This window comes from Pseudomonas gingeri (genome assembly GCF_013385425.1).
In the GTDB taxonomy this organism is placed as follows: Bacteria; Pseudomonadota; Gammaproteobacteria; order Pseudomonadales; family Pseudomonadaceae; genus Aquipseudomonas; species Aquipseudomonas gingeri_D.
This window is the reverse complement of record NZ_JACAQA010000002.1, coordinates 328,614-341,312: the sequence shown is the minus strand read 5'-3', so window position 1 is coordinate 341,312 and position 12,699 is coordinate 328,614. Positions and strand designations below refer to the sequence as shown.

Below are 12,699 nucleotides of genomic sequence, written 5' to 3'. Positions count from 1 at the left end.
GCTTCAGCGGCGACGGAACAGCGGCAGCGGTTCGTCGGTGGCGGCCTGGTAGGTCACCGAGAAGTCCTTGAGGCTTTCCAGGGCTTCGTAGGGGTCCTTGTCCGCACGCAGGGCGTAGGCGTCGAAACCGCAACGGTGCAGGTAGAACAACTGGTCGCGCAGCACATCGCCAATCGCCCGCAGCTCGCCCTTGTAACCGTAACGGTCACGCAGCAGGCGGGCATTGGAGTAGTTGCGGCCGTCGGTGAAGGCCGGGAAGTTCAGCGCGATGACCTGGAAGTGTTGCACGTCATCGCCGATTTCCTCGGCTTCTTCATCGGCGTCCAGCCACACGCCCAGGCCGCCGTCGCGGGCCTTGAGTGCGTGGGCGTGCTCGCGCCACAGGGCCAGCGGCACGATCAGGTCGTCGCAGTTGGAGATGCCGTCGAAGGACGCGTCCTTGGGCAGCAGGTGCCAGGTCTCGTCGATAACGGCGTTGTTCTTAATGATTCGCTGCATAGACGCGCTCCTTGAAGGGGTCGATACCGATTCGCTGGTAAGTGTCGATGAAGCGTTCGTCTTCGGTACGTTTTTCCACGTAGACGTCGATCAGTTTCTCGATCACGTCGGGCATGGCCTCCTGGGCGAAGGACGGGCCGAGGATCTTGCCCAGGCTGGCGTCACGGCTGGCGCTGCCGCCGAGGGACACCTGGTAGAACTCTTCGCCTTTCTTGTCCACCCCGAGAATGCCGATATGGCCGACGTGGTGGTGGCCGCAGGCGTTCATGCAACCGGAAATGTTCAGGTCCAGTTCGCCGATATCGAACAGGTAGTCCAGATCGTCGAAGCGGCGCTGGATCGACTCGGCGATCGGGATCGACTTGGCGTTGGCCAGGGAGCAGAAGTCGCCGCCCGGGCAGCAGATGATATCGGTCAGCAGGCCGATGTTCGGCGTGGCGAAACCGTTTTCGCGCAGTTCGCCCCAGAGGGTGAACAACTGGCTCTGTTCCACGTCGGCGAAAATGATGTTCTGCTCGTGGGAGGTGCGCAGTTGGCCGAAGCTGTAGCGGTCGGCCAGGTCGGCGATGGCATCGAATTGCTTGTCGGTCACGTCGCCCGGGGCTACGCCGGTGGGCTTGAGGGACAAGGTCACGGCCACATAGCCGGGCTTTTTATGGGCCAGGGTGTTACGAGTGCGCCAGCGGGCGAAACCCGGGTGCTGCTGGTCCAGTTCGGCCAGTTCAGCGACCTGGTTGTCCAGGACCTTGTAGTCCGGGTCGACGAAGTGCTTGGCGACGCGATGGACTTCTGCCTCGGTGAGGGTGGTCTGGCCGCCGCGCAGGTGGACCATCTCGGCGTCGACTTTCTCGGCGAAGACTTCCGGGGTCAAGGCCTTGACCAGGATCTTGATCCGCGCCTTGTACTTGTTGTCGCGACGGCCGTAGCGGTTGTAGACCCGCAGGATGGCATCGAGATAGCTCAACAGGTCCTGCCACGGCAGGAACTCGTTGATAAAGGCACCGACCACCGGGGTACGGCCCAGGCCACCACCGACCAGGACCCGGAAGCCCAGTTCGCCGGCGGCGTTATGCACCGGCTCCAGGCCGATGTCGTGGACTTCGATGGCCGCGCGGTCCGAGGTCGAGCCGTTGATGGCTATCTTGAACTTGCGCGGCAGGTAGGCGAACTCCGGGTGGAAGGTGGTCCACTGGCGGACAATCTCGCACCAAGGGCGCGGGTCGATCAACTCGTCGGCGGCGACACCGGCAAACTGATCGGTGGTGACGTTGCGCAGGCAGTTGCCGCTGGTCTGGATCGCGTGCATCTGCACGGTGGCCAGCTCGGCGAGAATCTCCGGCACGTCTTCCAGCGCCGGCCAGTTGAACTGCACGTTCTGCCGGGTACTGACGTGGGCGTAGCCCTTGTCGTAGTCGCGGGCGATCCGCGCCATCATTCGCGCCTGGCGCGATGTCAGCTGACCATAAGGCACGGCAACCCGCAGCATCGGGGCGAAACGCTGGACATACAGGCCATTTTGCAGACGCAGCGGGCGGAACTCTTCTTCGCTCAGCTCACCTGCCAGATAGCGTCGGGTCTGATCACGGAACTGCTTGACGCGGTCCTCGATGATCCGCTGATCGTACTCGTCGTATACGTACATATAGATCCTGTTCTCAGGCTTCATAAATACCCCCGGCGCTCCAGGCCCCCGGGGTATCTCAACAATTCTGCGCGCACGGCCGCGCACTCCATTGACGGAGCCGGCGCACGATAGCAGTTTGCAGTTATGCGTAAAAGTGATGTTTGAGTATATGCACAGAACCAAAACGACTAACGTTCGTCGACGAACCATAACCCTGTTTGTGGTATGGGCAATTCTCTACTTAACTATCAGCGAGTTTGCAGCAATCACCGATAAAACCGACAAGAGGCGATGCGATGAGCAATCCAGTCAAAGCAAGGAAAAGCGACAGCACGGTTGATGCCTGGGCGATCCTGTTCCTGATCATCCTGGTGGTGGCCACCGCTGTATTCTGGGTCAGTCACAAATAAGGCGGCACCTGCCGTCACACGGATGCACAATCTGCCGTAACTGTAGGAGCGAGCTTGCTCGCGATGAACGCAAGGGCACTGCGCTTATCCGAGGCCCCGCGTTATCGTTGACGTCCATCGCGAGCAAGCTCGCTCCTACATTCCGTAGCGTTTTTATGGTGAGAGTTGTCGGACAATTCCGATGGTCTGCCGCAAGGTACAGGCAATTTGCCTGTATGATACGCCGCTATTTTCCGGGGCGCGGTGACATGCTGAAGACTCTCTGCAAAGGCTTGCTGATCCTGAGCCTGCCGTTCTGGATGGTGGCCCAGGCCACCACGGTGGTGTTTCTCAATCCTGGTTATTCCACGGAGCCGTTCTGGGTCAGCTATGCCCATTTCATGCAGGCGGCCGCGAGCAATCTCGGCATGGACCTGACGGTGCGTTATGGCGAGCGCGACCCGCAAACCAGTCTCGCCCAGGCTTACGAAACCCTGCAGGCCACGCACCCTCCCGATTACCTGATATTCGTCAATGAGCAGTCCGTGGCCCCGCAAATCCTGCGGATGGCCCAGGGCCGCGGGGTCAAGCTGTTCATTGTCAACAACCGCTTGACCGCGGAGCAGAGCGAGCGGCTCGGTGACGTACCGGAGCTGCTGGGCAGCATGGTGCAGAACGACGAACAGGGCGGCTACCTGATGCTCAAGGAGCTAGTCCGGCAACGCTCGTTGCAGGCGCCCGGCCAGCCCATTGACCTGCTGGCCTTTGCCGGGATGAAGCTCACTCCGGCCTCGCAACTGCGCGAGCAAGGCCTGCGTCGGGCGCTGGCGGAGTTCCCGCAGGTGCATCTGCGGCAGTTGGTCTACGGCGAGTGGAGTCGCGCCCGCGCCTTTGATCAAGCCGAGCAGATGATTCGGCGCTATCCGCAGACGTCACTGGTCTGGGCGGCCAACGATGAAATGGCCCTGGGCGCCATGGCCGCCTTTGAAAAGGCCGGCCGCCGGCCCGGGCAGGATGTCCTGTTCAGTGCCGTCAACAGCTCCCCGGAGGTTCTCCGGGCGCGCATCGACGGGCGCTTGAGCGTGCTGGTGGCCGGGCATTTCGCCCTGGGCGGCTGGGCAATGGTGTTGCTGCGTGACCATGCCGACGGGATCGACTTTACCCGCTATGGTGGCCGCGAGCGGCTGCTCCCGGCACTTGAACTGATCGACAAGGCCCAAGCCAGGAAGCTGTTGCAGCTCAGTGCCGGCGAAGATTACCACGTCGACTTCAAGGCCCTGAGTGCCCGGGGCAAGCCAGACAGCTACCGCTATCCGTTCTCTCTGAAAACCGTACTGCCCTGAGACGGGCTCAGACCCCGGCGAAGTGCAGCACCAGCTTGACCACCCCGTAGAGCGTCAGACCGAAGATCGCGGTGAACAGGATGCCAATCATCACGAAGTGGCTCGGTTTGCCATGGGTAAAGTCACGGGCACGGTTTTTCCCGCTTTGTACGCCAAAGGCCGCCGCCATGACGCTATGGAGCATTTGCCAGAAGGTCGGCGGCTTGTTGTCGAGCGGATCGTCCATGGAGTCCTCCACACACAAGGTTGTGTGTGGAGAGCATAGACAATTCTCCCGTTAGTTGTCGTAGCCCAGGTTCGGTGCCAGCCAGCGCTCACTGACACTCAGCTCCTGGCCCTTGCGCGCGGTGTAGCTTTCGACCTGGTCCTTGTCGACCTTGCCGACGGCGAAGTACTGCGCCTGCGGATGGGCGAAATACCAGCCGCTGACCGCCGCCGCCGGGAACATCGCGTAGTGCTCGGTGAGGAACACGCCGCTGTCGCCGGCCTTGCCTTCGCTGGCCGCCGGGTCGAGCAGGGCGAACAGGGTGCCTTTCTCGGTGTGGTCGGGGCAGGCCGGGTAGCCGGGCGCCGGGCGAATGCCGCTGTACTGCTCCTTGATCAGCGCGTCGTTGTCCAGTTGCTCGTCCTTGGCATAACCCCAGTAGTTTTTCCGCACCTGTTGGTGCAGCCACTCGGCACAGGCCTCGGCCAGGCGGTCGGCGAGGGCCTTGACCATGATCGAGTTGTAGTCGTCGCCCTTGTCCTGATAGGCCTTGGCGACTTCTTCGGCGCCGATCCCTGCGGTGGTGATAAAGCCGCCCACGTAGTCGGTCAGGCCGCTGTCTTTCGGCGCGACGAAGTCGGCCAGGGAGAAGTTCGGCTTGCCGTCGGTCTTGATGATCTGCTGGCGCAGGTGATGCAGCTTGGCCAGTGGCTGGCCATCGGCGCCGTAGACTTCCAGGTCATCGTCCTGCACCTGGTTGGCCGGCCAGAAGCCGAACACCGCGCGGGCGCTGATCAGTTTCTCGTTGATCAGCTTGTCGAGCATTTCCCGGGCATCGGCATAGAGCGCGGTCGCGGCTTCGCCGACCACTTCATCCTCGAGAATGCGCGGGAATTTGCCGGCCAGGTCCCAGGAGATAAAGAACGGGGTCCAGTCGATGTATTCGGCGAGGACCCTGAGATCGATATTGTCCAGCACCTTGGTGCCGGTGAAGGTCGGTTTGACCGGCTGGTAGGTGCTCCAGTCGAACTGCGGCTTCTTGGCGACGGCCACCGGGTAGCTCAGGCGCTCGGTACGGGCGCTGCGGTTGGCGGTGCGCTCGCGGACCTCGACGTACTCCTCGCGGGTCCTCTGGACGAAGCCGGGCTTGAGTTCCTTGGACAGCAACTGGGTCGCCACGCCGACGGCGCGGGAGGCGTCGGTGACATAGACCACCGCATCGTTGCTGTAGCGCGGTTCGATCTTCACCGCGGTGTGGGCCTTGGAGGTGGTCGCGCCGCCGATCATCAGCGGCAGGTGGAAGTCCTGGCGCTGCATTTCCCGGGCGACATGGACCATTTCATCCAGCGACGGGGTGATCAGCCCGGACAGGCCGATGATGTCGCACTTCTGCTCCTTGGCCACCTGGAGGATTTTCTCCGCCGGGACCATTACGCCGAGGTCGACGATATCGTAGCCGTTGCAACCGAGGACCACGCCGACGATGTTCTTGCCGATGTCGTGGACGTCGCCCTTGACCGTGGCCATGAGGATCTTGCCCTTGGCTTCCGGCTTGTCGCCTTTTTCCAGTTCGATGAACGGGATCAGGTGGGCCACCGCCTGCTTCATCACCCGGGCGGACTTCACCACCTGGGGCAGGAACATCTTCCCGGCGCCGAACAGGTCGCCGACGATGTTCATGCCGGACATCAGCGGGCCTTCGATCACTTCGATCGGGCGCTTGAAGGACTGGCGCGACTCTTCGGTGTCTTCAACGATGTGGGTGGTGATGCCCTTGACCAGCGCATGTTCCAGGCGCTTGTTGACGGGCCAGCCACGCCACTCTTCGGTCTCGGCTTCCTTGACGCTGCCGTCGCCCTTGTACTTGTCGGCGATGGCGAGGAGGGCGTCGGTGCCTTCCGGGGTGCGGTTGAGGATCACGTCCTCGACGGCGTCACGCAGTTCCGCCGGGATCTGGTCGTAGATCTCCAGCTGGCCGGCGTTGACGATACCCATGGTCAGGCCGTTGCGGATCGCGTACAGCAGGAACACCGAGTGAATCGCCTCGCGTACCGGGTTGTTGCCGCGGAACGAGAACGATACGTTGGACACGCCGCCGCTGGTCAGTGCGTGGGGCAGCTCGTCGCGGATATAGGCGCAGGCATTGATGAAATCGACGGCGTAGTTGTTGTGTTCCTCGATGCCGGTGGCGACGGCAAAGATGTTCGGGTCGAAGATGATGTCTTCCGGTGGGAAGCCGACTTCATTCACCAGGATGTCGTAGGAGCGTTTGCAGATTTCCTTCTTGCGCGCTTCGGTGTCGGCCTGGCCGGCTTCGTCGAAGGCCATCACCACCACGGCGGCGCCGTAGCGCTTGCACAGTTTGGCGTGATGAATGAACTGCTCGACCCCTTCCTTCATGCTGATGGAGTTGACGATGCCCTTGCCCTGGATGCACTTGAGGCCGGCTTCGATCACTTCCCACTTGGAGGAGTCGATCATGATCGGTACGCGGGAGATATCCGGCTCACCGGCGATCAGGTTGAGGAAGGTGACCATGGCCTTCTTCGAGTCGAGCATGCCCTCGTCCATGTTGATGTCGATCACCTGGGCACCGGCTTCCACCTGCTGCAGGGCGACTTCAAGGGCTTCGGTGTAGTTGTCCTCGCGGATCAGCCGGGCGAACTTGGCGGAACCGGTGATATTGGTCCGTTCGCCGACGTTGACGAACAACGACTGGCGATCGATGGTGAACGGCTCCAGGCCGGACAGGCGGCACGCCTTTGGGATATCCGGAATGGGGCGTGGCGCGTAACCGGCCACCGCCTTGGCGATGGCGCCGATATGGCCGGGGGTGGTCCCGCAGCAACCGCCGACGATGTTCAGGAAACCGCTCTGGGCGAATTCCTCGATGACCTTGGCGGTTTCTTCCGGCAGTTCGTCGTACTCGCCGAATTCGTTTGGCAGGCCGGCGTTGGGGTGCGCGGACACGTGGGTGCCGGCCTTGTTCGACAGCTCTTCCAGGTAAGGGCGCAACTCGCTGGCGCCGAGGGCGCAGTTCAGGCCCACCGAGATCGGCTTGGCGTGGGCCACGGAGTTCCAGAAGGCTTCGGTGGTCTGGCCGGACAGGGTGCGGCCGGAGGCATCGGTGATGGTCCCGGAAATCATGATCGGCAGTTCGAAGCCCAGCTCTTCATACACGCCTTGCACGGCGAAGATCGCGGCCTTGGCGTTGAGGGTGTCGAAGATGGTCTCGATCAGGATCAGGTCGGCGCCGCCTTCGATCAGGCCCTTGGTGGCCTCGGTGTAGTTCTCCACCAGTTCATCGAAGGTCACGTTGCGGTAGCCGGGGTTGTTCACGTCCGGCGACAGCGAGCAGGTACGGCTGGTCGGGCCGAGCACGCCGGCGACGAAACGTGGCTTGTCCGGGGTCTCCAGGGTTTTCGCGTCGGCCACCTTGCGGGCCAGGCGCGCGCCTTCCACGTTCAGTTCGTAGACCAGCGCTTCCATGCCATAGTCGGCCTGGGACACCTGAGTGGCGTTGAAGGTGTTGGTTTCCAGGATATCCGCGCCGGCATCCAGGTAGGCCTTCTCGATCGAGCCGATCACATCCGGGCGGGTGATGACCAGCAGGTCGTTGTTGCCCTTTACATCGCTGGGCCAGTCGGCGAAACGTTTGCCGCGATAGTCCTGTTCCTCGAGCTTGTAGCTCTGGATCATGGTGCCCATGCCGCCGTCGAGAATCAGGATGCGCTCTTTGAGAGCTTTCTGGAGAGCTTGAAGGCGAACGCTGCGATCGGACATGGAAACTACCTGGAAAGGACGGATACAGAAGAGCCGCGATGATAGCAAACCTGTGCGCTTTTAGAGCATTCCAAGGTTTTTCATGAATATCGCTCATGTTTAAGGCGCAATGAGGCTGTAGAATCGTCGTGTTTTTACTTCAAGGATCAGAGCCATGCCGTACCGTTTTTTCAGCGCTTTCCTACTGCTGGTACTTAGCAGTATCACCCAGGCGCAAGATTCGGCTCCGGCGATTTCCTATACCCGCGACATTCAACCGATCTTCGCCGAGAAGTGCGTGGCTTGCCATGCGTGCTACGACGCGGCGTGCCAGCTCAATCTGGGCAGCGCCGAGGGCGCGGCGCGCGGTGCGTCGAAGATTCCGGTGTATAACGGCAACCGCAGCGAGGCCTCCCAGCCCACGCGCCTGTATATCGACGCCCATACCCCGCGCCAATGGCAACAGAAGCAGTTTTACTCCGTGCTGGATGCCCAGGGCAGCCAGGCCGCCCTGATGTCGCGCATGTTGGAATTGGGTCATCGTACGCCCTTGCAGCCCAATGCCAAGCTGCCGGAAGACATCGTACTGGGCCTGAACCGCGAGAATATGTGTCCGATGCCCGGCGAGTTCGAGGTCTATGCCGATGCCCACCCGAAAGAGGGCATGCCGCTGGCCGTGACCGGGCTGACCGATCAGCAGTACCAGACCTTGCAACGTTGGCTGGCCTCCGGCGCGCCGATGGATGAACAGGCCCTGGCACCGAGTGCCAGGGAGTCGTTGCAGATTACCCAATGGGAAAACCTGCTCAACGCTCCGGGAGCCCGGGAAAGCCTGGTGGGGCGCTGGCTCTATGAACACTGGTTCCTGGCGCACATCTATTTCGAGGGGGGCGAGCCGGGACACTTTTTCCAGTGGGTGCGTTCGCGCACGCCGAGCGGCCAGCCGATCGAACTGATCAACACCCGCCAGCCGAACGATGACCCGGGCATCCAGGTGTATTACCGGTTATGGCCGGTGCAGGGCGTGATCGTGTACAAGACCCATATCACCTATGCCCTGAGCGCGGCGAAGATGGCGCGGATCAAGACCCTGTTCTACAGCGGCAACTGGCAGGTCACGGCCTCGCCGGGCTACGGCCCGCAGCGACGGGCCAACCCCTTCGAAACCTTCGAGGCGATCCCGGTGGCGGCGCGTTATCAGTTCATGCTCGATAACGCCGAATACTTCGTCGACACCTTTATCCGTGGGCCGGTCTGTCGCGGGCAGATTGCTACCGACGTGATTCGTGACAACTTCTGGGTATTTTTCCAGGCCCCGGAACATGATCTGTACATCACCGATGCGGTTTATCGCGGGGCCGCGACGCCGCTGCTGGCGACGCCGGGGCAGAATGACGATGTCGGCAGTGTGTTGAGCCTGTGGCTGGCCTATCGCGACAAGCGCAACGAGTATGAGGCCTTGCGCAGGGATGTCTACGCCACTGTCCGGGCCCCGAGTTGGTCGAGCTTGTGGGCCGGCAACGACAATGCCTTGCTGAGCATTTTCCGCCATTTTGACAGCGCCACGGTGAGCAAGGGCCTGATCGGCGAGGTACCGCAAACCCTGTGGCTGTTCGACTACCCGCTGCTGGAGCGGACCTATTACCAGTTGGTGGTGAACTTCGACGTGTTCGGCAATGTGTCCCATCAGGCGCAGACCCGGCTGTACTTCGACCTGATCCGCAACGGTGCCGAGCAGAACTTCCTGCGCCTGATGCCGGCGGATTCCCGCGACGGCTACCTCGACGACTGGTACCAGAACGGCGGCAAGCTGAAGATGTGGCTGGACTACGAGCGTATCGACGACAGCAAGCCGAGCGCCCTGAAGCTGGATGAAAAGGATCCGAAGGGCGACTTCGTCAGGCAACTGCTGGTGCGTTACGGCGATCTGAATGCGCACCCGGACCCGATCAACCGATGTGAGGGCGCGTACTGTTCGCGCCCGAACATCGACCCGGGATTGCAGGAGGCCGAACAGTCACTGAGTCGCCTGACTTCGCGGCCGGCGGCCGGGCTCAAGGTTGTCGAACAGTTGCCGGAGGCCACGATGCTGCGCATTGAAAGCCGTAGCGGCAAGCGTGAGATCTACAGCCTGTTGCGCAACCGTGCCCACAGCAACGTGGCCTTTATGCTTGGCGAGGCTTCTCGCTATCAGCCGGGGTTGGACACCGTGACCATTTATCCCGGGATCCTCAGCAGCTATCCGAATTTCATGTTCAATATTCCCGCCGATCAGGTGCCTGAGTTTGTCGATGCCATGGAGCAGTCCAAGGACGCCGCGAACTTCGAAAAGATCGTCCAGCGCTGGGGGATTCGTCGCAGTCATCCGCAGTTCTGGCAGTATTTCCATGATTTGACGACTTACCTGCAGGAAACCGACCCGGTCAACGCCGGGGTGCTGGATATGAACCGCTACGAGAACCTTTGAGGGCAGGGGTCACTGGAAATAGCGACTGGGCGATTCGCCCAGCGCCCGGCGGAATGCCGTGGCAAAGGCGCTCGGGCTGCTGTAGCCCAGTTCCATGGCTACTCGCGTCACCGCTTCGCCATTGCCCAGGCGGACGATCGCCGCCAGCAGGCATGCCTGTTGGCGCCATTCGACGAAGCTGACGCCGGTGTGCTGGCGGAACAGCCGGGTGAAGGTACGCCGGCTCATGCCAGCGCCTTGAGCCATCTCGTCGATAGCGATTTCCAGGGATGGCTGGTCGAGCAAGCGGCGGCAGATCCTGGCCAGGCGCGGTTCCCTGGGGAGCGGGGCGTTCAGTGCCAGCTTCGGCATCCTGGCGATTTCGTGGAGCAACAGGCCCAGCAGGTACTCGTCGCGCTCGCTGAGCGGGGCCGGGACCTGCGCCGCCTGCTCGAGCAACTGCCGCAGCAGCTCGGAAACCCCCAGTACCTGGCAGTCTTCGGCCAGCGCCAGACGTTGCTGGGCGGCCGGCAGAATATAAGCGTTGAGCATGGTCACCGGGCCGCGCATGCACATGGCGTGAGGGAGTCCGGCCGGAACCCAGATGGCGCGCCCCGGCGGCACGACCCAGTCGCCCTGGTCGGTAAATACCGTGATCACCCCACAGGCGGCATAGGCGAACTGGCCGCGTTCGTGGTTATGGTGGTCGAATCCCTGGTTGTCGGCATAGTCGTGGCGGGTGACGACCACCTCGCGTGAGGTGCTGGGATAAAAGTCGGTGGTGAGAATAGGCATGGCCCATTTTTAATTGAAGTTGACCTTGCATTGCAAGCGGGCCAGTACGGGCATCGGCAAAGTAGTCGGGTACCGGCGAGTCATATCGCCGTTCCTGACTATCCGGATGGTTTGCCATGCAGAAAAAACACCTGTTGCTCGCCGTGCTGGTCACGGCTGTCTGGGGTTTGAACTTTCCCATCACCAAGCTGGGCCTGACCCACATCGATCCGCTGCTGCTGACGGCGCTGCGCTTTACCCTGGCCGCTCTGCCGTGGGTGTTTTTCATTCGCCGGCCGCAAGTGGCCATGTCCTGGATCGTCGCCTACGGTCTGATTTTCGGGGTCGCCATGTGGGGCCTGATCAACTTCGGCATCAGCCTGGGGGTTCCCCCCGGAACGGCGGCGCTGCTGATCCAGACCAGCGCCTTCTTCACCCTGGGCTGGGGCGTGTTGCTGTTTCGCGAGTCGTTGAGCGGGTCCCAGCTGCTCGGCGCACTGCTGGCGGCCCTGGGCCTGGCCTGCGTGCTGTGCGACAGCCCGGCGGGCGAGAGCCGCGCCGGGTTGCTGTTGATCGTGCTCAGCGCCGTCGCCTGGAGCCTGGGCAATGTGCTGATCAAGCTGTCCCGGGTCAAGGAGGTGTTCGCCTTCGTGGTCTGGGCCAGTCTGTTCGCGCCGCTGCCGCTGTTCCTGCTCACCTGGCTCAAGCACGGCGCGGCGCCCTTCGTCGCGCTGCCGGATCAGGTCGGGCCGGGCCTGCTGTTCTCCCTGGCGTTCCAGGTCTATGGCGCCACGCACCTGTGTTACTGGGGCTGGAACCTGTTGTTGCGCGAATACCCGCTGTCGCGGGTAGCACCGCTGTCTCTGCTGATTCCGGTATTTGCCATTGTCGGCTCGATGCTGTTGCTCGGCACCTGGCCAAGCCCGGCGGGCTGGATCGCCAGCGCGCTGATTTTCTCGGCGTTGCTGGTGGGGGCGATCCGTTGGCGAGCCCTGCTTTCCCGACAAAAATACTAGGACTTTGTCCGGCGGCTCGATTGGCGTAAACTGGCGGCAAGTCTGTGAGGAGATTCCATGAGCGCCATAACCATTACCGATGCCGCCCACGATTATCTGGCTGATCTGCTGTCGAAGCAGAACACCCCGGGGATCGGCATCCGCGTTTTCATTACCCAGCCGGGTACCCAGTACGCCGAAACCTGCATTGCCTACTGCAAGCCGGGTGAAGAAAAACCTGAAGACACCGCGCTGGGGCTGAAAAGCTTCACCGCGTGGATCGATTCCTTCAGCGAAGCCTTCCTCGATGATGCCGTGGTCGATTACGCCACCGACCGTATGGGCGGCCAGTTGACCATCAAGGCGCCAAACGCCAAGGTGCCGATGGTCAATGCCGACAGCCCGGTCAACGAGCGTATCAACTACTACCTGCAAACCGAAATCAACCCGGGGCTGGCCAGCCACGGCGGTCAGGTCAGCCTGATCGAGGTGGTTGAAGACGGCATCGCCGTGCTGCAGTTCGGCGGTGGTTGCCAGGGCTGCGGCCAGGCCGACGTGACCTTGCGCGAAGGCATCGAGCGCACCTTGCTCGAGCGGATTCCCGAGCTCAAGGGCGTACGTGATGTGACTGACCATACGCAGAAAGAAAACGCCTACTACTGA

General features: G+C 62.0%; 9 protein-coding genes. 4 read left to right on the top strand and 5 right to left on the bottom strand.

Annotated features, from left to right (window positions below):
- Positions 1 to 3 precede the first annotated feature (3 nt).
- Together HX830_RS02070 and HX830_RS02065 are read right to left on the bottom strand one after the other, a co-directional pair.
- Positions 4 to 498 (bottom strand): DUF934 domain-containing protein, encoded by a 495-nt coding sequence (locus HX830_RS02070; protein WP_100943648.1) that lies wholly within the window; start codon positions 496 to 498, stop codon positions 4 to 6.
- Positions 482 to 2,140 (bottom strand): nitrite/sulfite reductase, encoded by a 1,659-nt coding sequence (locus HX830_RS02065; RefSeq protein WP_177098818.1) that lies wholly within the window; start codon positions 2,138 to 2,140, stop codon positions 482 to 484. Before HX830_RS02065 ends, HX830_RS02070 begins: the two co-directional genes overlap by 17 nt.
- Positions 2,141 to 2,780: 640 nt before the next feature.
- Between HX830_RS02065 and HX830_RS02060 the strand changes: the two genes are divergently transcribed.
- On the top strand, positions 2,781 to 3,854 hold the full coding sequence (locus tag HX830_RS02060) for an ABC transporter substrate-binding protein (RefSeq protein ID WP_177098817.1): 1,074 nt from the start codon (positions 2,781 to 2,783) through the stop codon (positions 3,852 to 3,854).
- Positions 3,855 to 3,861: 7 nt separating this feature from the next.
- Here HX830_RS02060 and HX830_RS02055 read toward each other — a convergent pair whose 3' ends face one another.
- Both HX830_RS02055 and metH read right to left on the bottom strand, forming a co-directional pair.
- On the bottom strand, positions 3,862 to 4,080 hold the full coding sequence (locus HX830_RS02055) for a DUF2970 domain-containing protein (protein WP_103494827.1): 219 nt from the start codon (positions 4,078 to 4,080) through the stop codon (positions 3,862 to 3,864).
- A gap of 51 nt (positions 4,081 to 4,131) precedes the next feature.
- Positions 4,132 to 7,842 (bottom strand): methionine synthase, encoded by a 3,711-nt coding sequence (metH, locus tag HX830_RS02050; RefSeq protein WP_177098816.1) that lies wholly within the window; start codon positions 7,840 to 7,842, stop codon positions 4,132 to 4,134.
- 154 nt (positions 7,843 to 7,996) lie between these two features.
- On the opposite strand from metH, the gene HX830_RS02045 reads away from it, so the two are divergent.
- Positions 7,997 to 10,288, top strand: coding sequence for a fatty acid cis/trans isomerase (locus HX830_RS02045; RefSeq protein ID WP_177098815.1), 2,292 nt, complete (start codon positions 7,997 to 7,999; stop codon positions 10,286 to 10,288).
- A gap of 9 nt (positions 10,289 to 10,297) precedes the next feature.
- On the opposite strand, the gene HX830_RS02040 is transcribed toward HX830_RS02045, so the two are convergent.
- Positions 10,298 to 11,062, bottom strand: coding sequence for an AraC family transcriptional regulator (locus HX830_RS02040; RefSeq protein ID WP_177098814.1), 765 nt, complete (start codon positions 11,060 to 11,062; stop codon positions 10,298 to 10,300).
- 116 nt (positions 11,063 to 11,178) lie between these two features.
- Between HX830_RS02040 and HX830_RS02035 the strand changes: the two genes are divergently transcribed.
- Together HX830_RS02035 and nfuA are read left to right on the top strand one after the other, a co-directional pair.
- Positions 11,179 to 12,057: an EamA family transporter gene (locus tag HX830_RS02035; protein WP_177098813.1), complete on the top strand. Its 879-nt coding sequence runs from the start codon at positions 11,179 to 11,181 to the stop codon at positions 12,055 to 12,057.
- 57 nt (positions 12,058 to 12,114) lie between these two features.
- Positions 12,115 to 12,699, top strand: coding sequence for a Fe-S biogenesis protein NfuA (gene nfuA, locus HX830_RS02030; protein WP_100943656.1), 585 nt, complete (start codon positions 12,115 to 12,117; stop codon positions 12,697 to 12,699).

Coding starts and splice junctions, on each gene's coding strand:
- HX830_RS02070 (WP_100943648.1), bottom strand. CDS start 498: ATGCAGCGAATCATTAAGAACAACGCCGTTATCGACGAGACCTGGCAC.
- HX830_RS02065 (WP_177098818.1), bottom strand. CDS start 2,140: ATGTACGTATACGACGAGTACGATCAGCGGATCATCGAGGACCGCGTC.
- HX830_RS02060 (WP_177098817.1), top strand. CDS start 2,781: ATGCTGAAGACTCTCTGCAAAGGCTTGCTGATCCTGAGCCTGCCGTTC.
- HX830_RS02055 (WP_103494827.1), bottom strand. CDS start 4,080: ATGGACGATCCGCTCGACAACAAGCCGCCGACCTTCTGGCAAATGCTC.
- metH (WP_177098816.1), bottom strand. CDS start 7,842: ATGTCCGATCGCAGCGTTCGCCTTCAAGCTCTCCAGAAAGCTCTCAAA.
- HX830_RS02045 (WP_177098815.1), top strand. CDS start 7,997: ATGCCGTACCGTTTTTTCAGCGCTTTCCTACTGCTGGTACTTAGCAGT.
- HX830_RS02040 (WP_177098814.1), bottom strand. CDS start 11,062: ATGCCTATTCTCACCACCGACTTTTATCCCAGCACCTCACGCGAGGTG.
- HX830_RS02035 (WP_177098813.1), top strand. CDS start 11,179: ATGCAGAAAAAACACCTGTTGCTCGCCGTGCTGGTCACGGCTGTCTGG.
- nfuA (WP_100943656.1), top strand. CDS start 12,115: ATGAGCGCCATAACCATTACCGATGCCGCCCACGATTATCTGGCTGAT.